Origin of the sequence: Roseomonas sp. CECT 9278, from assembly GCF_918698155.1 — a bacterium.
In the GTDB taxonomy this organism is placed as follows: Bacteria; Pseudomonadota; Alphaproteobacteria; order Acetobacterales; family Acetobacteraceae; genus Neoroseomonas.
In genome coordinates this window covers 52,065-74,848 of sequence record NZ_CAKKLX010000017.1, presented here as the reverse complement: position 1 = coordinate 74,848, position 22,784 = coordinate 52,065, and the positions used below count along the sequence as shown (strand labels likewise).

Below are 22,784 nucleotides of genomic sequence, written 5' to 3'. Positions count from 1 at the left end.
GCTCACAGCCAACGCTTCCGGCGCTTGTAGGATTTCAGGTTGCGGAAGGACTTCCGGTCGGCGCCATGGCCGCCGAGGTAGAATTCCTTGACGTCCTCATTCTCCGCGAGCGAAGCCGCCGTGCCGTCGAGCACGACCTTCCCCTGCTCCATGATGTAGCCATAGGACGCGACGGACAGTGCCATATGCGCATTCTGTTCGACGAGCAGGATGGTGATGCCAAGGTCGCGGTTCAGGCGCCGGATGATGCCGAAGACCTCCTTCACGAGCAGCGGCGACAGGCCCATGGACGGCTCGTCCATCAGGATCAGCTTCGGCCGCGCCATCAGCGCGCGGCCGATCGCGAGCATCTGCTGCTCGCCGCCCGAAAGGTAGCCGGCGAGGCCCGTGCGTTCGCGCAGCCGCGGGAAATACTCGTAGACCATGTCGATGTCGCGCCGCACCTCGCCGTCGCTGCGGGTGAAGGCGCCGAGACGCAGGTTCTCGAGGCACGTCATGTCGCCGATGATCCGTCGCCCTTCCATGACCTGGAAGATGCCGCGGCGAACGATGCGGTCGGGATCGATGCCGTTCAGCCGCTCGCCAGCGAACAGGATGTCGCCGCGCGTCACCTGGCCTTCCTCGCTTCGGAGCAGGCCCGATATCGCCTTCAGGGTGGTCGACTTCCCGGCACCATTGGCACCGAGCAGGGCGACGATCTCACCCTGCGGCACCACCAGCGACAGGCCGCGCAGCACGAGGATGACCTCGCTGTAGACGACCTCGATGTTCTTCACCTCGAGGAGCGGCGGGGCTGTGTCTGCCCGCGTCGCGGCTTGCTGCGCGGCCTCGCTCATCACCAGCCGAGCCAGTCGGCGCGGCGCTGCAGGTCGATATTGGCGACCGGCTGCAGCGCCATGGTGCCCGCGGTCATCAGTTCCTGCACCGAGCCCTGTGCGGTGTTGCCGGTGACACGTGCGCGGTAGAGCGCGACGCGCATCGTGCCGCGGTGGTCCTGCGCGGTGAAGGTGGAGGGCGTGCAGACGCCCTGGAACCCGGCCGGGACCCAGTCGCGACGGGCATAGAAGCCGTCACGGATGCGCTCGCCGCTCACCTGGCCGCCATTCGCCGCGGCCGTCTCCATCGCCTCGACCATCAGCATCGCGGCGCAGGCGCCGGCCAGGTAGTGCACCGGCCGATACGCCGTGCCGGCCTGGTCCGAGACGCGGCTGATGGCGCGCAGCGTCTCCATGCCCGGCGCCGTGCCGCCCCACACCACGCCGGTACGCACCGGGAAGACCACGCCATCCGCGGCGGTGCCGGCGGCCTTCATGGCATTCTCGTCCATGCCCCAGACATTGCCGAGGAACTGCACCTGGACGCCGACGGTCTGACAGGCGCGCAGCACCGAGATGTTGGACCCCGCCGTATTGCCCAGATACGCGTAGTTGGCACCCTGGTTCTTCAGCGTCAGGCATTGCGCCGTGTAGTCGCCCGGCGTGAGTGCGAACTGGATCGCCGGCAGAACCTCGAAGCCGAGTTCGCGTGCAAGGGCCTCGCCAGCCTCCTTCGGGCTGTTCGGGTAGGGGTGGTTGGCGCCCATGTGCACATAGCGCGGACGCCCTTGCTGGCCGCGCGCGCGCCAGTCCTCGGCCGCCCATTGCAGCATGCCGCGCAGCGCATCGGAGTAGGATGGGCCGTAGAAGAAATTGAAGGGTGCCGGTTCCACGCCCTGCCGGCGAGACGTGCCACCCGCATCCGTCAGCGCCGCCGAGTAGGAGCCCGAGATGTAGGGAATGCGGTCGCGCGTGACGAAGCGCACCAATGCCTCGGTGTCCGCGGTGCCCCAGCCCTGGATCGCCACCACGCGTTCGCGCTGCGCCCAGGACTGGTACTGGCTGACCGCGCGCGGCGCCTGGTAGCCGTAGTCGAAGCCCGACACCGCGAGCCGCCTGCCGGCCACGCCGTTGCGCGTCTGGTTCACCCAGGCGAGCGTATCCGCCACGCCCTGCCCATAGGGCACGCCGACATCCGAGGTCGCCCCGGAATTGTCCATCAGGTGCCCGACGGGGATCGGCGCCTGCGCGAAGGCCGGCGCCGCGGCAAGCAGCGCGCCGGCCAGCAGGGGAAGCGGAAGCCTCATTGTCAGTCTCCTCCTTGGATGATGCGGGCCGTTTGCCGGCCTCAATGCGAGAACGGGTAGAGTTTCCAATACGCCTTGATCATTTTCCAGCGATGCGCGAGCCCGTCGGGCTCGAAGATCAGGAAAAGGATGATCGCGGCGCCGATCGCCATCTCACGCAGGAAGGAGATGGAGGCGCCGAGCCGCAAGGTGCGGTCGATCGCGCTGCCAGCCAGCAGGTCTGCGCCGGCCTGCACCACTTCCGGCAGCAACACCATGAACGCCGCGCCCATCATGCTGCCCATCACCGATCCCAGCCCGCCGATGATGATCATGGCCAGGAACTGGATCGAATAGAGGATATTGAAGGCCTCGACGCTGACGAACAGCAGGTAGTGCGCGTAGAGCGCCCCTGCCACGCCGGCGAAGAAGGACGCGATGCCGAAGGACAAGGTCCGGTAGTAGGCAAGGTTGACGCCCATCATCTCGGCCGAGAGATAGTGGTCGCGGACCGCGATCAGCGCGCGGCCATCCCGCGTCCGCATCAGGTTGCCGGCCGCGAGAAACATCACCACGACATGCGCCAGCACGACGTAGAAATAGGTTTCCTCGCGATCGAGGCGCAGGCCGAACAGCTCATAGGGTTCGGTCACGCGCCCGGCGACGCCACCCGAAAACCAGCGCGCGCGGGCGAAGAAGTCCTCCAGGATGAACTGCGCAGCCAGCGTGGCGATCGCCAGATACAGGCCCTTCAGGCGCGCTGCGGGTGCCCCGAAGACCAGGCCGACCACGGCCGTCATCAGACCCGCGCCCCAGATCGCCAGCGGCACCGGCACATGATATTCGACCAGCAGCGCGGATGCGAAGGCACCGAAGCCGAAGAAGGCGGCGTGACCGATCGAGATCTGCCCGGTAAAGCCGACCAGGATATTGAGGCCGAGCGCCGCGATCGCGCTGAAGCCGATGGTGATCAGCAGGCCAAGTTCGTAGCGACCGAAGACCAGCGGCGCGGCGCAGAGCAGCGCCACGCCGGCGATCGTTGCCATCATCGACGAACGGGTCGGAAAGATCGTGGTGTCGGCACGATAGCTGCTGCGGAAATCGCCCGCCGGGGTCATCGACGTCATGCCGGTGTCAGACCCGTTCGATGTTGCGTGTGCCGAACAGCCCATAGGGCTTGATCAGCAGGATCAGGATCAGGGCATAGAAGGGCGCGATCTGGTACATATTGCCCCAGTTGAGCCATTGCGCATCGACATATTGCGCCAGGTTCTCGAGCACGCCGACGATCAGGCCGCCGAGCACGGCACCGACGATCGAATCGAGCCCGCCGAGGATCACCGCCGGGAACACCTTGATGCCGTAGAACGACAGCGCCGAGGACACACCGTTCACCACGCCCACCACCACGCCGGCGACTGTAGAGACGACCGCCGAGATCGCCCAGGACATGGCGAAGACCTTCGGCACACTGACGCCCAGCGACTGCGCCACCTGTTGGTCGAAGGCCGTCGCACGCATCGCGAGCCCATGCTTTGAATAGGTGAAGAACCACCAGAAACCGAGCATGATCAGCGCCGAGACGCCCAGGCTGGCGATGTAGACGGTCTGCACCTCGAGCCCCATGACCCGCATGCGCTCGCTCGTGAAGATCGGCGGGAAGGGCTGGGCGAAAACGCCAAACATCCACTTCATGAGCGCCTGGAAGAAGATCGACAGCCCGACCGTCGCCATGATCACGCTGATCACCGGCTCGCCGATCAGCGGCCGCAGCACGATGATCTGCAGCAGGATGCCGAACAGCGTCATGAACGCGAGCGTGACCAGGAATCCGGCCCAGAAGGGAAGCTGCCAGGTGGTCAGCATCCACCAGCAGACCCAGGCACCGACCAGCAGGAACTCGCCCTGGGCGAAGTTCACCACCTGGCTCGCCTTGTAGATCAGCACGAAGGACATCGCGACCACGCCATACAGCGCGCCCACGATTAAGCCGTTCAGCACCAGCTGGAACAGCAGCGTCGTATCCATTCAGGCCACCTTCCGTGCCGCGCCGGCATCGTCGTCCATGCGGATCACGCGCAGCACCGTGCGGATCCGTTGCTTCGTCCCGTCCTGGAAGGCAATGGTCGTGTCGACCGGGATCGCGTCCTGCCCGGCATAGATCGCCTCGATGATGTCGCCGTACTTCGCGTTGATCACGCCGCGGCGGATTTTGCGGGTGCGGGTGAGTTCCTCGTCGTCCGCGTCCAGCTCCTTGTAGAGCAGCACCACGTCACGGATGCGCTGCGGTGCGGGCAGCGAGGCGTTCACCTGCGCGACCTCCTCGCGGATCTTATCGAGCACCTCCGGCCGCGCCGCGAGGTCGGAGTAGGTGGTGAAGGAAATCCGCTTGCGCTCGGCCCATTTGCTGACGATCGGAAAGCGAATGCAGATCATCGCCGCGAGGTGTGGCCGCTGGTCGCCCAGGATCACCGCCTCGGCGACGAAGGGGCTGAACTTGAGCTTGTTCTCGATGAACTGCGGGGAGAAGCGATCCCCGCCCGACATGGTCGCAATGTCCTTGATGCGGTCGATCACCACCAGCTGGCCGCGCCTGTCGAAGTATCCCGCATCGCCCGTGTGCATCCAGCCATCGCGCATGTCGGCCACGTCGTCGACACCGAGGTAGCCGGCGAACATGTTCGGATGGCGCGTGACGATCTCGCCGACGCCATTCTGGTCGGGCTCGTGGATGCGCAGTTCGACGGCGTCGCCGAAGGGCGTCCCGACGGTGTCGAAATCGACCTCCCCGGCACGATGGATGGTGTAGGCGCCGAGAGCTTCCGTCTGGCCGTAAAGCTGGCGCATTGGCACGCCCAGCGCCTGGAAGAAGCGGAAGGTGTCGGGGCCCAGCGCGGCCCCCCCCGTCGCCGCGGATTTCAGCCGCGTGAAGCCGAGCCTGTCGCGCAAGGCACGGAACAGCAGCGCATCGGCGAGCGCGGACCGACCGCCGCCCTTCAACGCGTCGAGGCCCATGCGCATGCCTGCCTCGAAGGCGCGCTGCTTCAGCGGTGACGCATCCATGACACGGGCGCGCACATCGGCCGCGATCCCCTCCCACACGCGCGGCGCGAACAGCACGAAGGTCGGCGCGATCTCACGGAAATCGGCCATCATCGTCTCGGGCTCCTCGACGAAGTTGACCTTCATGCGGGAGATCAGCCCCCAACCCAATACGTAGATCTGCTCCATGATCCAGGGCAGCGGCAGGACAGAGACGTATTCATCCTCCGGCCCCTTCGGGTCGACCGCCAGGTAGGCCTCGCAATGGCGGATCAGCGCCCGGGCGCTCAACTGCGCCAGCTTCGGCCGCGCCGTCGTGCCGGAGGTGGTGCACAGGATCGCGACGTCCTCGCCATCCGTCGCATCGACCAGCCTGTCCCACAGCCCGGGGTCCGCCGCCGCCGCCGCCGCGCCCCGCTGCGCCAGTTCGGCCGCCGAGACCAGCCGCCCATCGGCATGCTTGCGCATCCCGCGTGGGTCGCAATAGACGATGTGCCGCAGACCCGGCACCTGGTCCGAGACGTTCAGCAGCTTGTCGACCTGCTCCTCATCCTCGGCGATCGCGACGGTCGCGCCGCTGAAGGACAGCAGGTAAGCCACCTCGTCATCCAACGCATCGCGATAGATGCCGAGTGATCGCCCGCGGACGGCATGTGTCGCGATCTCGCCCATCACCCAGTCGGGCCGGTTGTCGCCGATCAGCGCCACCACCTCACCGGCCTGGACACCAAGCGCGCGCAGGCCGAGCGCCAGGTCCCTAGTGCGCGTCGCGACGTCCGACCAGGTCAGCGAACGCCAGATGCCGAATTCCTTCTCCCGCATCGCGACGTCGCGGCCGTGGCTGCGGGCATTGCGGCGCAGCAGGCGCGGGAGGGTGAGCTCGATCTGGGTCATGCGGTGGCGTGCTCGGCGTCGTCGTGCGCGGCCTCGTCGGGTTCGCCGAGATACGCCCGCTTCACATGCGCATCGGCCATCACCTCCTCCGGCGAGCCAGCCGCGATGCGCCTGCCGAAATCCAGCACCATGACGCGATGGCTGATGTCCATCACCACGCCCATGTCGTGCTCGATCATCAGCACCGTCATGCCGAGCTCCTCGTTGAGGTCGACGATGAAGCGGGCCATGTCCTCCTTCTCCTCGAGGTTCATGCCGGCCATCGGTTCGTCGAGCAGGATCAGCTTCGGCTTCAGCGCCATCGCACGCGCGAGTTCGACACGCTTGCGCAGCCCGTAGGACAGCGTGCCGGCGACAGCCTTGCGCACATGCTGAATCTCGAGGAAGTCGATGATCTCCTCGACCTCGCGCCGATGCGCCAGCTCCTCGCGCTGGGCACCGCCGAGCCAATAGACCATGCCCCGCACGAAGCCCGTCCGCAGCAGGTGATGGCGCCCGACCATGATGTTGTCGAGCACCGTCATGTGGCCGAACAGCGCCAGGTTCTGGAAGGTCCGCCCGATGCCCAGCGCGGCACGGCGGCTCGTGGCGGTGCGCGTGATGTCCTGGCCGTCGAACAGGATGCGCCCCTCGGTCGGCCGGTAGCGCCCCGAGATGCAGTTCACCATCGAGGTCTTGCCCGCGCCGTTCGGACCGATGATCGAGAATATCTCGCCGGGGCGTACTTCGAACGACACATCGGCCAGGGCGCGCACGCCCCCGAAGCGCAGGCTGACGCCTTCGGCCGCCAGGATCGGCGCCTCTGCCTTCACGCGGCGTATCCTCCCCAGGTCTCGTTCCCGGGGCAGGTTATGGGGCGGGCGGGCTCCGTGGCAACGATCATGCGCCCCGGGGGCGGTCTCAGGCCTTGGCGCGTAGCTCAATCGCCAGCGGTGGATCGTCGGTCGTCAGCACATCCACCCCGAGACCCAGCATCCGCCGGATCGACGCCTCGTGGTTCGCCCCCCAGACCGACACGCCAATCCCCGCCGCGCGCAGTGCTGCGACGCCCTCCGCATCGAGTTGCGATTCGTGCACCCCGATCTCGGGAAATCCGTAGGCCTGGGCGACAGCGATGGTCCCGCGCATGCCAAGGCCGCGCCAGGTCGCGCGTTCGAGCAGCCACGCCACCCCGGCCAGCCCGCCAGCGGCGGCGGCCTCGGCCGCGACCTGCGCCTCAAAGGCGATGATCCATGTCGCGCTCCGCGTGGCGGTGCCGTCGAGCACCTTCAGGACCCGTGGCACGAGGCCCGGGTAGGGCCGGCCCTGGGTGTCGGACTTGATCTCGACCCGCGGCGCGACCGCAGATCCCGCGAGGGCATCGAGCATGTCGCGGAGCATGGGCGGCGCCTCGCCGCGGCATCCCTTCACGCGAAGGCGGCGAAACGCCGCGGAGGTCAGTGCCGCGACCGCCCCGATCCCATCCGTCGTGCGTTCGAGTGTGGCGTCGTGCATGACGACGACGTCGCCATCGGCGGTGGCATGCACGTCGCATTCCGCCTGCTCGAGCCGCAGTCGCGCGGTTTCGCGAAACGCGGTCAGGCTGTTCTCCGGCCACAGGAAGGCGCCGCCGCGATGGCTCGCGATGGCGGTCGGGTGGTGCGTCATGCGAAGGAACCTCGGACACGACGTCGGGCCTGTCCCGACATCACACGGAAACGCCGAATTGACCCGCAACGCGGCCGGACCACCCTATGGCTGCTGCGGACAAACTGCTACGATATAGCCTCGAAGGCCGCGATGCCCCGACGGTACGATAACCTCCGCCGCCCAGCTGACTGGCTCAGCGATCCGACGATCATTCCGGCGTGGCCAGGCCAGACCGCGGCGAAAGCGCCAGCGCGAGGCCTTCAAGGCAAGCTGGACGTCGCTTAAAGGGATTTGTGACACTCTTCGTGCATAAGTGGCAGGATTCAGTCAGCACTGCGCCGCGGGAGGTGCCTATGGCAGGAACAGCGGGACTTCGGCGATGGGTCGGGCATGCCATCGCGGTACTGCTGGCCCTGGCGCCGATCGCCGCCCTGGGCCAGGCGAGCGTGCCGGCCGAACCGCCGATCCGCCTCAAGGTTGTCGGCGGACTGGCGGATGTCAGCCAGTACCTGCGCTACGAGGAACCGTTCTGGCGCCGGCGGCTGCCGGAATTGTCTGGCGGGCGCATCCAGGCCGAGATCGCGCCTTTCGACCGCAGCGGCATCCGCGCGCAGGAGATGCTGGCATTGATGCGGCTTGGCGTCGTGCCGTTCGGCACGGCCCTGCTCGCGATCGTCAGCACCGAGGAACCTGAATTCAACGCCGTCGACCTGCCGACCGTGAATCCCGACATGGCGGCGCTGCGCCGGACCGTGGCGCTGTACCGCCCGCATCTCGAGGAACTGCTCGCGGAGCGGTATGACGTCGAGTTGCTGGCCGTCTATACATATCCGGCACAGGTCCTGTTCTGCCGCACCGCATTCAGCGGATTGTCCGATCTCGCGGGCCGGCGCATCCGCACCTCCTCGGTCGGGCAGTCCGAGATGTTCGCGGCACTCGGCGCCACGCCGGTCGTGATCCCATTCGGCGAAACCCTCGCCGCGCTGCGCTCCGGTGTCGTCGAATGCGCCGTGACCGGCACGCTCTCCGCCAATGCCATCGGCCTGCACGAGGTGACGACGCACATGCACAGCATGGCGATCACCTGGGGGCTGTCCGTCTTCGGTGCCAACCGCGCCGCCTGGAACGGCCTGCCGGACTGGGCCCGCACGCTCATCCGGCAGGAGGTCGCCGTGCTCGAACGGGAGATCTGGGATGCCGCCGAAATCGAGACCGGCGAAGGCATCGCCTGCAATGCCGGCCAGGCATCCTGCAGCAACGGGCGGCGCGGCAATGTCACGATCGTGCCGGTGTCCGACGCCGACCAGGCCCGGCGCCTGCGCCTGCTGACCGAAACCGTGCTGCCGGGCTGGGTGCGGCGCTGCGGCGAGGCCTGCGTCGCGGCCTGGAACACGCGGCTTGCTCCCGCCCTGGGCGTGACGGCACAACCCGACTGACCATGCAGAATACGCGGCTTCTGCGTCGCGCCGTCTTCATCGGCGCGGTGCTCCTGCTCCTGGCGCAGACGGCCGCGACGATGATGATCATTGGGCGCGCGCGCGAAGCGCAGATCCGCGGCGCGCAGGAAGCCGTCGAACGCATCAGCATCGCGACGGAAGCATCGATCAACCGCGCCTTCGTACAGGTCGACGCCATGCTGGCCGGGTTGCCCGCCATGCTGGCGCCCTTCGCCAACAACGGCCAGATCGACATAGCCTCGGTCAATCGCGTGCTGCGCCAGTTCATCAACCAGAACTTCACCTACCGCGACATCCTGCTGCTCGGGGCCAATGGCTTGCCGGTGGCCACGGCGCTGCCGGTCTCGCGGCGCCGACGCCTGCCGCTTCCGGTCGAGACGGGCTTTTCGGAATTGGCCGCCGCCAGCGGCGGCGTCTCGATCGGCGGCCCGGTGCAGAACCCGAGCACCGGCGAATGGTCCCTGTTCTTTGCGCGCAACGTCACCATCGTCGGGCTCGGGTCGGTCAGGGCGGTGGCGGAAGTGCCGCTGCCCTCCGTGCGATCGCTGCTGTCCGCGGCCGGCGAAAGCCCCGGCTTGCGCACGACGCTGGAACGCGACGACGGCGTCCTGCTCGCCTCCGTGCCGCATGACGAGACCCGGATCGGCCAGCAGCTAGCGCCGATCGTGGCGATGCCGAACGGGCAGGCGACGCTTGCACTCAGTCGATTCACCGGCCGCCAGGTTTTCGTCTCGGCCCGACCGGCGCTCTATCCGACCCTGGTGATCACCTCGACCATCGAGGTCGATGCCGCGCTCGCGGGCTGGTACCGCGACCGCATCAGGGCGTTCAGCGTCTCCGCCATCCTCGGCATCGTCATCATCCTCGTCGCACTCGCCTTGATGGTCATCCTGCGGCAGCGCGGCAAGGCGGAGGACGAACGCGCCAAGGCGCGCCAGACCCTGGAAAGCGCCCTGGAATCGATGTCCGACGGCTTCGTGATGTTCGATGCGGCAGACCGCCTGGTCGCCTGCAACAGCCGCTACAAGGATTTCTACCGCATCAGCGCGCCCTTCATCCTGCCGGGCAATTCCTTCGACGACATCATGCGCGAAGGTGCGCTGCGCGGGCAGTATCCCCAGGCCGGCGCGGACATCGAGGCCTTCCTGGCCGAAAGCAAGGCCTTCCACCTCAGCAACCAGCCCTCGATGGAGCGCCTGCTGCCCGACGGCCGCTGGGTCCTGATCACGGAACGCCGCACGCCCGACGGCGGGACGGTGGGCATTCGTACCGACATCACGGCGCTGAAGCGCGCCATGCAGGATCTGGCGACCGCGCGCGATGCCGCTGCCGCCGCCGGCGAGGCCAAGAGCCGCTTCCTTGCCCGCGTCTCGCATGAATTGCGCACGCCGCTCAATGGCGTGCTCGGCTTCGCCCAGGTGCTGCTGCATGACCCGCGCCTCGCACCGGACCAACGCGAGCAGGTCAAGACACTCCACGAGGCCGGGCGCCATCTGCTTGACCTGGTGAACGGCCTGCTCGATCTGTCGAAGATCGAGGCCGGGCGGCTGGACCTCGCGCCACAGGCGGTCGCGCTGCGCCCGCTGCTGGAAGGCTGCGCCACGCTGCTGGCCCCGGAGATCGCGCGCAAGGCATTGTCCTTTGAGCTGGAACTCGACCCGCATTTGCCCGCCGCCGCCTCGCTGGACCCGATGCGGACGCGGCAGCTGCTGCTCAACCTGCTGTCCAACGCGGTGAAATTCACGCCCGCCGGCGGGCGCGTCGATCTGAAGGTGCGCGGGCTCGGCGATGGTCAATTGCGGATCGAGGTGTCCGACACCGGCCCGGGCGTTCCCGCAGACAAGCGCAATCTTCTGTTCGAGGATTTCGTCCAGCTCGCGCCGAATAGCGGGGCGGACGGCCAGGGCACCGGGCTGGGCCTCGCCATATCGGCGCGGCTCGTGGCGCTGATGGGCGGAACGATCGGTTGCGACGAGCGGCCGGGCGGCGGCGCGCTGTTCTGGGTCGAATTGCCGCTGCGGGCCTGCGACATCTTGGATGAGGAAAAGACACCCATGCCAAGCCCCGCCACATCGCAGACCGCGCTCAAGCTCAACGTGCTCGTGGTCGACGACGTGCTGGCCAACCGGCAGATCGCGCAGGCGATGCTGCAGTCGGCCGGTCACAGCGTCTCGCTGGCGGAGGACGGGCCGACGGCGCTGCTGGCGCTCGAACGCCAGCGCTTCGATGTGGTGCTGATGGACCTGCAGATGCCGGGCATGGACGGCTTCGAGACGACGCGCCGCGTGCGCGCCATGCCGGCGCCGGCCAGCGAGGTTCCCGTCATCGCTCTCACCGCCTCAGTGCTGCCGGACCAGGTGGAAGCGACGCGCCGCGCGGGCATGGATGGGCATCTCGGCAAGCCGCTGGACCGCACCGCGCTGCTGGACCTGGTGCAGCAGATTCCACGACGAAAGGCGGTGCCCGCCGCCGCTGCGCAGGAACCAGCCGCGCCGTACCTCGATACCTCGGCCCTCGATATCCTGGAACGCGAGTTGGGTCATGCCGCCCACGGCATCCTGGCCGAATTCGTGGGCGAGGTGCGTCGGTCGCTGGCGCTGCTGACCAACGCCTCCGCCGCGGAACGCGCCGATGCCGGGCATGTGCAGCACGCCGCGCACCGGCTGCTGGGCGCCGCGAGAACCCTGGGTGCAAGTCGGCTCGCGATCGAGGCTGAGGCGCTTCAGAAGGCTTCGCGCGGGGGGGACCCTTCGCCCGATCTGCAGGTCGCCGTCATCGCCGTGGCGCGGGAGACACTGCCGAGCCTCGAACGCCGCCTCGGTGTCGAGGACGTGGCAGCAGGCCCGCCGGTGCGGACCGCGACCGTCGGCTGACCGGCACGGGCGGTCTGGACCGTCGCCCCACCTGCCCTAGGATGCGCCCGGTGCTTCGGGAACGACTTGCGCATGGCTTCGCTCATCTGGTCCAGGAACAACGCTCGGGAGGAACCGCACGCAGCATTGCGCGCCGTGGCCGAAGGCGCCCGCCGCGCGGAGACGCCCTGCGGCACCGGTGCGCTGGTCTGGCGCGCCTGGGGTGCGGGGCGGCCGCTGGTCCTGCTGCATGGCGGGTCCGGTTCCTGGCGCCACTGGCTGCGCAACATCGCCGCCTTCGCCACCGACCGGATGGTGATCTGCCCGGACCTGCCCGGGCTGGGCGACAGCGACATGCCGCCGGAGCCCGCCGGGCCCGAGGGCGTGGCGGCAGTCTTGCGTGAAGGCCTGCGACAGGTGATTGGCACCGAGGGCTACGACCTTGCGGGGTTCTCCTTCGGGGCGCTGTGTTCCGGCCACCTGGCAGCGATCGACCCCGACCACTGCGCCTCCCTGACGATCGTCGGCGCCGGCGCGCTGGGCTTCGTGCGGTCGCGCACCGAACTGGTGAAGGTGCGCCAGCTCGAGGGTGCCGACCGCGAAGCCGCCAATCGCCACAACCTTGCCGAGTTGATGTTCGCCGACGCATCGCGCATCGACGAGGTGGCGCTGGCGATGCAGGATCTCCATACCCGCCGCGCCCGCTTCAAGAGCAAGGGCTGGGCGAATACGGATTCGCTGAAGCAGGCGATCCTGCGCAGCCGCGCGCCGCTCGGCGCGATCTATGGCGAGCAGGACGCCATTGCGCGCCCGCATGTGCAGCAGCGGCTCGACCTGGTGCGGGAAATGCGCGCGGATGCCCGCATCGAACTGGTGCCCGATGCCGGCCATTGGGTCGCCTACGAGGCGGCGGCGCCGTTCAACGCAGCGCTTGCCCGCGTGCTCGCTCGCGAAGCCGCACGGGTGTGACCGCGCCGCCCGCGGGCGCGCGGCGCACCGCCACCCTGCGCGGCATGGCGTGGATGGCGCTCGCGGGTTTCCAGTTCTGTTTGCTGAATGCCGTGGCGCGTCACCTCGCGCAGGACCTTGACCCCTTCCAAACGCAGTTCCTGCGCTACCTTGCGGGGCTCGTCGTGCTGCTGCCCTTCATTCTGCGCACGGGGCTCGCCGCCTGGCGGCCGCATGACCTGCGCGGCCAGGCGTGGCGCGGCCTGGTGCATACCGCAGGGCTGCTGTTGTGGTTCTGGGCGCTGCCGCATATCGCGCTGGCGGACACCACCGCGATCGGCTTCACCGGGCCGATCTTCATCATGGCCGGTGCGGTGCTTTTCCTCGGCGAGCCCTTTGTGCGCGCCCGGTGGATCGCCGCGGGCGTCGGCCTGCTGGGTATTGCGGTGGTGGTCGCGCCGCAGTTCACCGGGACGGGCGGCGGCTTCTGGTCGCTGGTGATGCTCGCCACCGTGCCGCTGTTCGCGGCATCCTTCCTGATCACCAAGGCCCTGACGCGGCGCGACCGGCCTGAGGTGATCGTCGCCTGGCAGGCGATCACCGTGACCATCTTCACGCTGCCCTTCGCGCTGCCGGGATGGACCTGGCCGACGGCCGAGCAATGGGGCTGGTTCCTCCTGACGGGCCTCCTGGGAAGCGCCGGCCATTGGTGCCTGACCGAGGCGTTCCGGATCGCCGACATCTCGGCGACGCAGCCCGTGAAGTTCCTCGACATCATCTGGGCGGCGGCGCTGGGATGGCTGGTGTTCTCGGACGTGCCGGCCGCCACCACCTTCGCGGGCGCGGCCATCATCTTCGCCGCCACCACATGGATCGCCCGTCGCGAAGCGCGGCGCCGATGACGCGACATCTTGCACACCCGGCGCGTCCGTCGGATCGTCGGCCAGGGCCGCCGCGAGCAGGACGGTCGAGGAGGAGTGCATGACGTCCATCGACCGGCGCGCCTTGGCCGCGGCCCTGGCCGGCCTCGCGGCGCCCGCGCTGGCGCAGGATGCCTGGCCGAACCGCCCGATCCGCCTGATCATTCCCTTCGCGCCGGGTGGGCCGATCGACACGGTCGGCCGGCTGGTCAGCGATCGGCTGCGCGAGAGGCTCGGCCAACCCTTCGTGATCGACAACCGCGCCGGCGCGGGCGGATCGATCGGCCTGCGCGCGACCGTCCAGGCCCCGCCGGACGGCGCGACATTCGTGCTGACCTCCTCCTCGCTCGCCATCCTACCGGCGATATACGCCAATCTCGGCTTCGACCCGCGCACGGACCTCACGCCGGTATCGCTGGTGGCGGAAATCGCGACCACCATCGCGGTGCGCGCCGATCATCGCTTCGCGACTCTGCAGGCGCTGGTGGACGAAGCGCGCGAGAAGCCGGGCACCATCACCTACGGCACGTCGGGGATCGGGTCGTCCAACCATTTGTCCGGCGCGATGCTGGCTGCGACCGCGCGGATCGACATGGTGCATGTGCCCTATCGCGGCGCGGCGCAGGCGATGAACGCTGTCTATACCCGCGACATCGACGTGGTCTTCGCCAGCACCGTGGAGACGCTCGCCCATGCCAGGGAAGGTCGTGCGCGAATCCTGGCGGTGACGACGGCGCAACGCATCGCGGCACTGCCAGACGTGCCAACCGCGCAGGAGACCGTGCCCGGCTATGTTGCGCCGAACTGGTTTGCGATCGCTGCGCCAAAGGGGTTGCCGGCGCCGATCCTGGCGCGGATGTCGACCGAACTCGCGGCCCTGCGCAGCGACCCGGATTTCCGCGCGCGCTTCGCGATGCTCGGTGCCGAGCCGCTGATGAGCAGCCCCGACACCCTTGCCACGCGCCTCGCCGAGGACGTGCCCACCTGGCGCCGCGTGGCCGCCGAGGCCGGCATCCGCGCCGAATGACCTTCTGAACCCGCAGGACAGCACATGCGCAAGCTCACCATCGGCGACGTCACCATCACCAGCATCATCGAGCGCGACGGCCCGTGGCGCGCGCCCGAACTCATGTTCCCCAAGGCCGCGGCCGCGCCGGAGCTGCTGGCGGAACGGCTGAAGGAGGTGGAACCGGAAACCTACGACGCCGCCACCGGCAAGATGGTCATCACCTACCAGACCTATGTCGTGCGCACGCCGCACCACACCATCCTGGTCGATACCTGCACCGGTGAGGACAAGGGCTACCCGGCGCCCATGGATTTCCCGAAGCAGCCCTGGCTGGATGGGCTGAAGGCCGAGGGGCTGGGCTTCGACGACATCGACTACGTGCTGTGCACGCACCTGCACATCGACCATTCGGGCTGGAACACGGTGCTGCGCGACGGGCGCTGGGTGCCGACCTTCCCGAAGGCGAAGTACGTGTTCCACAAGCGGGAATACGCGGCATGGGAAGCCTCGACCAAGGCCGAGGAAACGCGCCCGGGCGGTGGCGGCAACGTCTTCCGCTTCAACTGCGAACCGGTGGTCGCGGCCGGCCAGGCGCTGCTGGTGGATGACGACTTCCAGCTGGATGACCGCATCACGTTGCAACCCACGCCGGGCCATTCGCCCTGCCATTGCTGCGTGCATATCCGCAGTGGCGGCCAGCACGCGGTCATCACCGGCGACCTGATGCACCACGCGCTGCAGGTGCATCAGCCGGACTGGTCCACCGTGTTCTGCTGGGACGCGGCCGAGGCCGAGGCCAGCCGCCGGTCCTTCTTCGGCCAGGTGGCAGGCACGGACACGAAAGTGCTGCCGATCCACTTTCCCGACCCGTCGGTCGGACGCGTGGAGACGCAGGGCGATCGCTTCCGCTGGCGCTACGTGCGGTAGGCACCACATCGCTTGACGCCGCCCGCCCCCGGTGGTCGGTATCGCCCCGTTCGGAGGATCGCACCATGGACCACAACCAGCCCTACGCCGCCACCGAGGAGACCCGCATGCTGCGGGATCTGGTCGCGAAGTTCGTGGAGCGGGACGTGATGCCGCTCGAGCCCTCGGTGCTCAAGCGCGAGGCCTCCGGCGGCGGCTTCAAGCTGTCGGAGGAGGAGGAGGCGACGCTCCTCGCCCGCTGCAAGGAACTGGGCCTGTGGGGCCTTGACGTGCCGGAGGAATTCGGCGGCGCCAATCTTCCACTGCTCTCGCTTGCCGCGGCGGAGGAGGAGATGGCGCGCGCCTGCGTGCCCTTCACCATCCCGCCGGACAGCCCGAACCTGCACATGATGCTGCAGGTCGCGAGCCCGGTGCAGCGCGCGAAGTACCTCGACCCCTATGCACGCGGCGACATGCGTTCCGCCATGGCGATCAGCGAGCCCGGCGCCGGCGGCGATCCTGCCGGCATGACGACGCGCGCGGTGCGCGAGGGCGACGACTGGGTGATCAACGGGCGCAAGATCTGGGTTTCCAACGTGCCGCGCGCCGACTTCATCATCCTCATGGCGCGCAGCGGCGACGGCAAGCGGCAGGACGGCATCACCGCCTTCATCGTGGAAAAGGGCACGCCCGGCTTCATCATCGAGCGCGCCATTCCGATGGTGGGCGGTCGCACGACCTACGAACTGGTATTCGAGGATTGCCGCATCCCGCACGAGAACGTGCTGGGCGAACTCGGCCGCGGCTATGCGCCGATGCAGTTGCGCCTGAACGTGCGCCGCATGCAGATGGGCGCGCGCTGCGTGGGGATGGCGCGCCGCGCGCTGGAGATGATGGCCGACCAGGCGCAGAACCGCGTGACCTGGGGCGTGCGCCTGGCCGATCGCCAGGCCATCCAGTGGTTCGCCGCCGATGCGGTGATGGAAATGCACGCCTGCCGGCTGATGGTCGAAGACCTCGCGCGCAAGCTGGATGCCGGCGCCGACGTGCGGACGGAAGCCTCGATCCTGAAGGTGCGCGCGACCGAAATGGCGCAGCAGGTGCTGGACAACGCCATGCAGACCTTCGGCGCCATGGGCGTCACGAAGGAACTGCCGCTGCAGCTCATGCACCAGCAGGTGCGTCTGATGCGCGTGTATGAAGGTCCGTCGGAGGTACATCGCAGCGCGATCGGGCGGCGCGCGCTCGGCGGGAAGGTCTGAGGCGATGACGCGGCCGCTCGAGGGGATCCTCGTCCTCGACCTCGGGCATATCTACCAGGCGCCCTATGCCGGGTTCCTGATGGCGATGGCCGGTGCGACCGTCATCAAGATCGAACCGCCCACCGGCGAGCCATTGCGCCGGCGCGCCATGGTCGCCGGCGGATCGGTTCCGATGGCCATGCTGAATTCGAACAAGCGTGGCCTGTCGCTGGACCTCAAGAACGAGAAGGGACGCGAGGTATTCCTGCGCCTGGTCGATCGCGCCGATGTCGTGATCGAGAATTTCTCCCCCGGCGCGATGGACCGGCTGGGGCTGGGGCACGAAGCGCTGCTCAAGCGCAACCCGCGCATCATCTATGCGGCGGGATCGGGCTACGGGCAGACCGGGCCGGACAAGGACCGGCTTGCGATGGACCTGACGGTGCAGGCCGCGGTCGGCGTCATGCACACCACCGGCTTCCCGGACGGCCCCCCGACCAAGGCTGGCCCGACCGTTTGCGACTTCCTGGGCGGCACGCATCTGTACGGCGCGGTGATGACGGCGTTGTTCGCGCGTGAACGCACAGGCAAGGGCGCCTTCGTCGAGGTCGCGATGCAGGACGCTGCGTATTCCACGTTGGCCTCGGCGATCGGCATGCATTTCGGCGGCATGCTGAAGAAGGATGTGCCGCCGCGGACGGGCAACAGCCATGCCGGCATGGCGATGGCTCCGTACAACGTCTATCCGGCGAAGGATGGCTGGATCGCCATCATCGTGGTCACAGAAGGCCATTGGGACCGGCTGCTGGGTGCGATGGGCCAGCAGGCGCTGATCGGCGACGAACGCTTCCGCACGAATCCCGACCGCGTGACGCATATGGCCGAGGTGGACCGCATGGTCACCGACTGGACCTCGGCCCATACGCGCGCGGAACTCGAGGCGCTGACGCGCCAGCACGGCGTGCCCGCGGCGCCCGTCCGCACGCTTGAGGAAGTGCTGGAAGACCCCGGCATGCACGAACGCGGCATGCTGCGCTGGGTCGATCACCCCGAGGTCGGCCGCGTCGTTCTGCCCGCCACGCCGCTGCGCATCGACGGCGCCCCGCCGCCCGATTTCGCGCCGAGCCCCTTCCTCAACCAGCACGAGGCCGAGGTGCTCGGCGAGTTGCTCGGCATGGCGGAGGCGGAGCGCGAGACGGTGCGCGCCGCCGGCGGATTGGGCCCGCGCTTCAGCGGCCCGTGAAGTTCGGCTTGCGTCGTTCGAGGAAGGCCTTCGCACCCTCGTGCCGATCCGCGGTGTCGATGGTCGCGGCCTGTTCCGTCTCGGCTATCTCGATCGCCGCCGAAAGCGTTTGCAGCGGCGCCAGCGCCAATTGCCGTCGGATCACGCGGAGCGACCGCGGCGAACAATTCTCGACCATATCGGAGACATAGGCGCGCACGGCGTGGCCGAAGCCGTCGGCCGGCAGCACGCGCACCAGGCCCATCGCGGCGGCATCCTCCGCCGTGATCGTGCGGCCGGACAGCAGCAGGTCCGCTGCGTTCATCGGCCCGATCAGGCGCGGCAGCATCCACGCACTACCGTGCTCGGCGATCAGGCCGCGCCTCGGAAACGCCGCCGCCAGCTTGGCACCCGCCACCATGAAGCGCAGGTCGCAATACAATGACACGGCCAGACCCACGCCCGCGACGGCCCCGTTGATCGCCGCCACCACCGGCTTGCCGATGTTCAGGATATAGGAGTAGCGGCGCGACAGGTCCTCGACCGGCGGATCGCCGCCCGGCGGCGGCGTGACCCCCACGAAACGCGGTGGCGGCGGCCGGCCGCCGGCGATGCGCGTCACATCGGCGCCGACGCAGAAGGTGCTGCCGGCCCCGGTCAGGATGATCGCCCGCACGGCATCATCCTCCGCGGCCAGCGCGAAGGCGTCACGGACCTCGGCCTCGGTCTCGGGCGACCAGGCGTTGCGCTTGTCGGGCCGGTTCAGGGTGATCGTGGCGATGCGATCCGCGACGTCATAGGCGATTTCGGCGAAGGCCATCGGGCGAGGCTCCTCAGCGCGCGGGCGTGCGGGCGCGCTGCGCGGCCCAGTCCGCATCGGTCCAGTCCAGCATCTCCTGCGCGCCGGCCCGCGCGCCGCCCAGCAGGCGCCGGCCGCCATCGGCCACGACGCATTCGCCGGTCACGTAGCCGGCATGGTCGGACACCAGGAAGGCGGCGAGGTCGGTCAGTTCCTCGTGCTTGCCGGCACGGCGCAGCGGCACGCCGGCGTGCTCTACGCCGCCGGGACGCAACCGCGCGACAGCGGCCTCGGTCGGGAAAGTGCCCGGTGCGATCGCCACCAGGCGAATGCCGTGCGGCCCCCATTCCACGGCAAGGCTCTGCGTCATCGCCAGAAGCCCCGCCTTGGCCATCGCGGAGGGCACCGTGAAGGCGCCGCCCTGCAGGGCCGAAAGTGTCAGGATCGACAACACGACCCCCGGCTGCCTGGCTTCGATCCACCGCCGGCCGCAACCGATCGTGCAGTACGCGGCGCCATGCAGCGTGGTGCCCAGCACCGCATCCACCGCACGCGCCGAGAGGCGATGCGTCTGCGCCAGGAAGTTCGCCGCGGCATTGTTGACCAGGATGTCGGGCGCGCCACCGCGCCAGACATTGTCGAGCATGCCCTCGACAGCCGCGGCGTCGCGGATGTCGCATACATGGGTCGTGACCTGCGCGCCGGGCAGCTCGGCGCGGAAGGTCTCTGCCGTGGCCTCCAGCACCTGAGCGCGTCTGCCGCAGATCGCCAGCGCAGCGCCGAGTTCGAGGAAGCGCCGGCCGATGCTGCGCCCGAGTCCCGTGCCGCCGCCGGTCACCAAAGCGCGACGCCCGGCGAGCAATCCCGGCGCGAAGGCCACCTCAGACGCCCTTGTAGATCGGCTTGCGCTTCTCGCGCATCGCCGCCAGCGCCTCGCGATGGTCTTCGGTCGTATGCGCCACGGCCTGCATGGCGGACGACATTTCCAGGACCGTGTCGAGCCGGTTGTTCCACGCCTCGCGCAGCAGGCGCCGCGCCATGCGCACGGCCTGGGGCGGGTTGGCGGCGATGCGCGCGGCCAGCGCACGCGCCGCCGGGATCAACTCCGCATCCGGCACCACGCGCGAAACCAGGCCCGCGGCCAGCGCCTCCTGCGCGCTCAGGGTGTCGCCGGTCAGCGCCATCTCGGCGGCACGGGCGAAGCCCACCACGCGCGGCAGCAGCCACGCACCGCCATCGCCGGGAATGATCCCCAGCTTCACGAAGGATTCTGCGAAGCGCGCGCTCTCGCCGGCGATGCGCAGGTCGCACATGCAGGCCAGGTCACAGCCTGCGCCCATGGCAGGCCCGTTCACCGCGGCGATCACCGGGAGTTCCAGCGTTTCGAGCAGTCGCGGAATGCGCTGGATTCCCCAGCGGTAGTAGCCCCGCGCCTGCGCGGGCGTGCGTTCCTTCGGACCGCTCGCCGCTTCGCCCATGCGGCGGACGTTCCCGCCGGCACAGAAGGCGGTGCCGGCGCCGGTCAGGATGGCGACGCGGACCTCCTGCCCGGCATCGAGCGCGGAGAGCGTGTCGAGCAACGCATCCTGCATCTCGGGGTCGAGCGGATTGCGCGTCTCCGCCCGATTCATGGTGAGGAGGGCGATGCCATCCTCGATCTCGATCTTCAGCGGCGCATCCATTGGCGTTTCCCCAGTTCCGGGGGCGGAGAATGGATCGCACCGCCAGTCGCGGCAACCCGCGGTCAGGATGCCTCGATCCCGAGGCGGCGGATCAGCGCGCCCCACTTCTCGGCGTCGGCACGCAGGCGCTGGGCGAAGGCATCCGTGCTCTCCGGCGCCACCTCGACGCCCATGCCGGCCAGGCGATCCTTCACATCGGGCAGCGTCATCACGCGATTGAGTTCCGCGTTCAGCCGCTGTTGCAGGGCGGGCGCCATGCCCTTGGGTCCAAAGGCGCCGTACCAGACCGCCATCTCGTAGCCCGGCACAGCTTCGCCGACCGTGGGGATGGCCGGCTGGCGGGACCAGCGCGCTGCCTCCGTCACCGCCAGCAGGCGCAGCCGCCCGCCCTCGACATGCGGCATGGTCTGCGTTGCGGCGCTGAAGAACAGCTGCGTCTGGCCCGCCACCGTGTCGGTCACGGCGGGCTGGCCGCCGCGATACGGCACATGGACCATGCGGATGCCGGTCATGTTCGCGAACAGCGCGGCGCACAGGTGGTTGGTGGAACCGGGCCCCGCCGAGGCGTAGGCGACCTTGTCGGGATTGGCGCGCGCATAGGCGATGAACTCGCCCAGCGTCTGCGCAGGGACCGACGGGTGAACCACCATCGTGTTCACGGCGAAGCCCAGCATCGCGAGCGGCGTGAAATCCGCCACGCCATCGAAGGGCATGCTGCGCATCAGCGCGTGGTTCATCGCGTGGGTCGACATCGATCCGAACAGGATCGCGTGCCCGTCCGGCGTCGCCTTGGCGACCAGGTCCGACCCGATATTGCCGCTGGCGCCGGTGCGGTTCTCGACCACCACCGGCTGCCCCAGCGCCTGGCCCAGCGGTTCCGCAACGATACGCCCGAGTATGTCGGTCGTCCCGCCCGGCGCCCAGGGAATCACCAGCCGGATCGGGCGCGTGAAGGCGGTCTGCGCCATGGCTGGCACGGCCGCGATCGTCATGGGGGCGGTGAGCAGCGCGCGGCGGTTCAGCATGGTCATGGAAGGCTCCAGCGTCTCAGGTTGCGTCGGCGCCGAGCAGCGCAGGCACCGCGAGCGCCGCGAAGACCAGGCCGATCTCCGCATCCGCCTGGGTGAAATGCCCGGCATCATGCAGCAGGTTGACGGTGCCGAGCGTGCGCCCGTTCCAGCGCACCGGCAGGTTTATCGCGCTGCCGAGGCCCATCGCCGCGATCTTCTCATGATCGGGATAGGCCCAGGCGATATCGGCGGGCCCGTCGCCGATCCACGCCGTGCCATCCACCAGCACGCGCCGCGTCCAGGGATGATCCCAGGTCACCGGCTTGAAGCCGGACACCGGATAGGCGGCGGGGTCGCTGGAATGGGCGCGGCGGTTCCGTCCGGCCGCTGCATCGTGGCGCATGACGGTGAACAGCCGATGCCCGATGGCCTCGTTCATCGCATCCTGCAGGGCGGCGAACAGCGCCGCCGGCTGGCCGGGGGCAGCATGGGCGGCGGCGGCGCGGCGCAGGGCCGGCAAGGGGTCGGTTCGTGCCATGCCGCCGGCATAGCGCATGCGCGTGAGGATATCACCCCGCCGACCTGCAGCGATGGCGTCATCCGATCGGTTGAGGAGCCTCGTGAACGCAATGGTCCGAAGGCGTTGAACCGAGGCAAAGCGAGCGGTAATGGCTCCAATCGCGGCTCGCCACCTGTCGGTACGCCTCGGCACGAGACACGCCGCGCCCGTCGGCCACAAGCGGCGCCCGCATCCCGCCGGTGCCAGCAACGCCGACACGTCCAGTCGGCGCATCTGCCGCACCCGGCTCTGTGGCGGAGAGCGTATCGCGGTGATCGGACGACCAACGCCCGCATCGAGAAGCGATGCCGCCGTCACGCAGACCGGACCACCTGCCGCGCGCAGAATATGGCAGAGCGGGGTCCGGATGGGTCCGCGCGGATACGCCGGGTTGTGGATAAGTCTGCCAAGTATTGGTGGGCGCCGTAGGATTCGAACCTACGACCCGCTGATTAAGAGTCAGCTGCTCTACCAACTGAGCTAGGCGCCCGCCTGGCTCCGGCGCTGCCGCCG

20 protein-coding genes and 1 tRNA gene are annotated in these 22,784 nt (G+C 68.8%); 8 read left to right on the top strand and 13 right to left on the bottom strand.

What is annotated here, in order from left to right:
- Positions 1 to 2: 2 nt before the first annotated feature.
- From LQ222_RS13205 to LQ222_RS13175, 7 genes are all read right to left on the bottom strand, one after another.
- Positions 3 to 836 carry an ABC transporter ATP-binding protein gene (locus LQ222_RS13205; protein WP_230166991.1) on the bottom strand — a complete coding sequence of 278 codons (834 nt, stop codon included), beginning with the start codon at positions 834 to 836 and terminating at the stop codon, positions 3 to 5.
- The gene (locus LQ222_RS13200; protein ID WP_230166989.1) at positions 836 to 2,122 is read right to left on the bottom strand and encodes an ABC transporter substrate-binding protein; all 1,287 of its coding nucleotides are present in this window, start codon (positions 2,120 to 2,122) and stop codon (positions 836 to 838) included. Before LQ222_RS13200 ends, LQ222_RS13205 begins: the two co-directional genes overlap by 1 nt.
- A gap of 41 nt (positions 2,123 to 2,163) precedes the next feature.
- On the bottom strand, positions 2,164 to 3,228 hold the full coding sequence (locus tag LQ222_RS13195; RefSeq protein WP_230166987.1) for a branched-chain amino acid ABC transporter permease: 1,065 nt from the start codon (positions 3,226 to 3,228) through the stop codon (positions 2,164 to 2,166).
- Positions 3,229 to 3,235: 7 nt separating this feature from the next.
- Entirely contained in the window at positions 3,236 to 4,129 is an 894-nt protein-coding gene (locus tag LQ222_RS13190; protein ID WP_230166985.1) for a branched-chain amino acid ABC transporter permease, read from the bottom strand.
- Positions 4,130 to 6,037, bottom strand: a complete 1,908-nt coding sequence (locus LQ222_RS13185) for an AMP-binding protein (protein ID WP_230166983.1) — start codon at positions 6,035 to 6,037, stop codon at positions 4,130 to 4,132.
- The gene (locus LQ222_RS13180; protein WP_230166981.1) at positions 6,034 to 6,849 is read right to left on the bottom strand and encodes an ABC transporter ATP-binding protein; all 816 of its coding nucleotides are present in this window, start codon (positions 6,847 to 6,849) and stop codon (positions 6,034 to 6,036) included. The genes LQ222_RS13185 and LQ222_RS13180 overlap by 4 nt, the downstream gene beginning before the upstream one ends.
- An 88-nt stretch (positions 6,850 to 6,937) precedes the next feature.
- Positions 6,938 to 7,684 carry a glycerophosphodiester phosphodiesterase family protein gene (locus LQ222_RS13175; protein ID WP_230166979.1) on the bottom strand — a complete coding sequence of 249 codons (747 nt, stop codon included), beginning with the start codon at positions 7,682 to 7,684 and terminating at the stop codon, positions 6,938 to 6,940.
- 200 nt (positions 7,685 to 7,884) lie between these two features.
- Here LQ222_RS13175 and LQ222_RS13170 point away from each other — a divergent pair, with 200 nt between their 5' ends.
- From LQ222_RS13170 to LQ222_RS13135, 8 genes are all read left to right on the top strand, one after another.
- A complete protein-coding gene (locus LQ222_RS13170) occupies positions 7,885 to 9,102 on the top strand; it encodes a TRAP transporter substrate-binding protein (RefSeq protein WP_230166978.1) in 1,218 nt (405 codons plus the stop codon).
- A 47-nt stretch (positions 9,103 to 9,149) separates the two neighbouring features.
- Complete coding sequence (locus LQ222_RS13165; RefSeq protein ID WP_230166976.1) at positions 9,150 to 11,996, top strand: ATP-binding protein; 2,847 nt, start codon at positions 9,150 to 9,152, stop codon at positions 11,994 to 11,996.
- Between the two features lie 135 nt (positions 11,997 to 12,131).
- Positions 12,132 to 12,944, top strand: coding sequence for an alpha/beta fold hydrolase (locus LQ222_RS13160; RefSeq protein ID WP_230166974.1), 813 nt, complete (start codon positions 12,132 to 12,134; stop codon positions 12,942 to 12,944).
- Positions 12,941 to 13,825, top strand: coding sequence for a DMT family transporter (locus LQ222_RS13155; RefSeq protein ID WP_230166973.1), 885 nt, complete (start codon positions 12,941 to 12,943; stop codon positions 13,823 to 13,825). The genes LQ222_RS13160 and LQ222_RS13155 overlap by 4 nt, the downstream gene beginning before the upstream one ends.
- A 79-nt stretch (positions 13,826 to 13,904) precedes the next feature.
- Complete coding sequence (locus tag LQ222_RS13150) at positions 13,905 to 14,870, top strand: tripartite tricarboxylate transporter substrate binding protein (RefSeq protein WP_230166970.1); 966 nt, start codon at positions 13,905 to 13,907, stop codon at positions 14,868 to 14,870.
- Positions 14,871 to 14,894: 24 nt separating this feature from the next.
- Positions 14,895 to 15,779: an MBL fold metallo-hydrolase gene (locus LQ222_RS13145; protein ID WP_230166968.1), complete on the top strand. Its 885-nt coding sequence runs from the start codon at positions 14,895 to 14,897 to the stop codon at positions 15,777 to 15,779.
- Positions 15,780 to 15,844: 65 nt separating this feature from the next.
- Positions 15,845 to 17,020 (top strand): acyl-CoA dehydrogenase family protein, encoded by a 1,176-nt coding sequence (locus LQ222_RS13140; RefSeq protein ID WP_230166967.1) that lies wholly within the window; start codon positions 15,845 to 15,847, stop codon positions 17,018 to 17,020.
- Between the two features lie 4 nt (positions 17,021 to 17,024).
- Complete coding sequence (locus LQ222_RS13135; RefSeq protein ID WP_230166965.1) at positions 17,025 to 18,242, top strand: CaiB/BaiF CoA-transferase family protein; 1,218 nt, start codon at positions 17,025 to 17,027, stop codon at positions 18,240 to 18,242.
- Here the strand turns inward: LQ222_RS13135 and LQ222_RS13130 are convergent.
- From LQ222_RS13130 to LQ222_RS13105, 6 genes are all read right to left on the bottom strand, one after another.
- Positions 18,229 to 19,041 (bottom strand): enoyl-CoA hydratase-related protein, encoded by an 813-nt coding sequence (locus LQ222_RS13130; RefSeq protein ID WP_230166963.1) that lies wholly within the window; start codon positions 19,039 to 19,041, stop codon positions 18,229 to 18,231. The genes LQ222_RS13135 and LQ222_RS13130 overlap by 14 nt on opposite strands.
- A 13-nt stretch (positions 19,042 to 19,054) precedes the next feature.
- The gene (locus LQ222_RS13125; RefSeq protein ID WP_230166962.1) at positions 19,055 to 19,900 is read right to left on the bottom strand and encodes an SDR family oxidoreductase; all 846 of its coding nucleotides are present in this window, start codon (positions 19,898 to 19,900) and stop codon (positions 19,055 to 19,057) included.
- Position 19,901: 1 nt separating this feature from the next.
- Positions 19,902 to 20,702, bottom strand: a complete 801-nt coding sequence (locus LQ222_RS13120; protein WP_230166960.1) for a crotonase/enoyl-CoA hydratase family protein — start codon at positions 20,700 to 20,702, stop codon at positions 19,902 to 19,904.
- 62 nt (positions 20,703 to 20,764) lie between these two features.
- Positions 20,765 to 21,733: a tripartite tricarboxylate transporter substrate binding protein gene (locus LQ222_RS13115; RefSeq protein WP_230166958.1), complete on the bottom strand. Its 969-nt coding sequence runs from the start codon at positions 21,731 to 21,733 to the stop codon at positions 20,765 to 20,767.
- Positions 21,734 to 21,749: 16 nt separating this feature from the next.
- Positions 21,750 to 22,505 (bottom strand): GAF domain-containing protein, encoded by a 756-nt coding sequence (locus LQ222_RS13110; protein WP_230166957.1) that lies wholly within the window; start codon positions 22,503 to 22,505, stop codon positions 21,750 to 21,752.
- A 180-nt stretch (positions 22,506 to 22,685) separates the two neighbouring features.
- Positions 22,686 to 22,761: transfer RNA gene (locus LQ222_RS13105), tRNA-Lys, on the bottom strand.
- Positions 22,762 to 22,784 lie beyond the last annotated feature (23 nt).

Bases quoted from the DNA above. Each gene is read 5' to 3' on its own strand.
- LQ222_RS13205 (WP_230166991.1), bottom strand. From the start codon at position 836: ATGAGCGAGGCCGCGCAGCAAGCCGCGACGCGGGCAGACACAGCCCCG.
- LQ222_RS13200 (WP_230166989.1), bottom strand. From the start codon at position 2,122: ATGAGGCTTCCGCTTCCCCTGCTGGCCGGCGCGCTGCTTGCCGCGGCG.
- LQ222_RS13195 (WP_230166987.1), bottom strand. From the start codon at position 3,228: ATGACGTCGATGACCCCGGCGGGCGATTTCCGCAGCAGCTATCGTGCC.
- LQ222_RS13190 (WP_230166985.1), bottom strand. From the start codon at position 4,129: ATGGATACGACGCTGCTGTTCCAGCTGGTGCTGAACGGCTTAATCGTG.
- LQ222_RS13185 (WP_230166983.1), bottom strand. From the start codon at position 6,037: ATGACCCAGATCGAGCTCACCCTCCCGCGCCTGCTGCGCCGCAATGCC.
- LQ222_RS13175 (WP_230166979.1), bottom strand. From the start codon at position 7,684: ATGACGCACCACCCGACCGCCATCGCGAGCCATCGCGGCGGCGCCTTC.
- LQ222_RS13150 (WP_230166970.1), top strand. From the start codon at position 13,905: ATGACGTCCATCGACCGGCGCGCCTTGGCCGCGGCCCTGGCCGGCCTC.
- LQ222_RS13145 (WP_230166968.1), top strand. From the start codon at position 14,895: ATGCGCAAGCTCACCATCGGCGACGTCACCATCACCAGCATCATCGAG.
- LQ222_RS13140 (WP_230166967.1), top strand. From the start codon at position 15,845: ATGGACCACAACCAGCCCTACGCCGCCACCGAGGAGACCCGCATGCTG.
- LQ222_RS13135 (WP_230166965.1), top strand. From the start codon at position 17,025: ATGACGCGGCCGCTCGAGGGGATCCTCGTCCTCGACCTCGGGCATATC.
- LQ222_RS13130 (WP_230166963.1), bottom strand. From the start codon at position 19,041: ATGGCCTTCGCCGAAATCGCCTATGACGTCGCGGATCGCATCGCCACG.
- LQ222_RS13120 (WP_230166960.1), bottom strand. From the start codon at position 20,702: ATGGATGCGCCGCTGAAGATCGAGATCGAGGATGGCATCGCCCTCCTC.
- LQ222_RS13115 (WP_230166958.1), bottom strand. From the start codon at position 21,733: ATGACCATGCTGAACCGCCGCGCGCTGCTCACCGCCCCCATGACGATC.
- LQ222_RS13110 (WP_230166957.1), bottom strand. From the start codon at position 22,505: ATGCGCCGACTGGACGTGTCGGCGTTGCTGGCACCGGCGGGATGCGGG.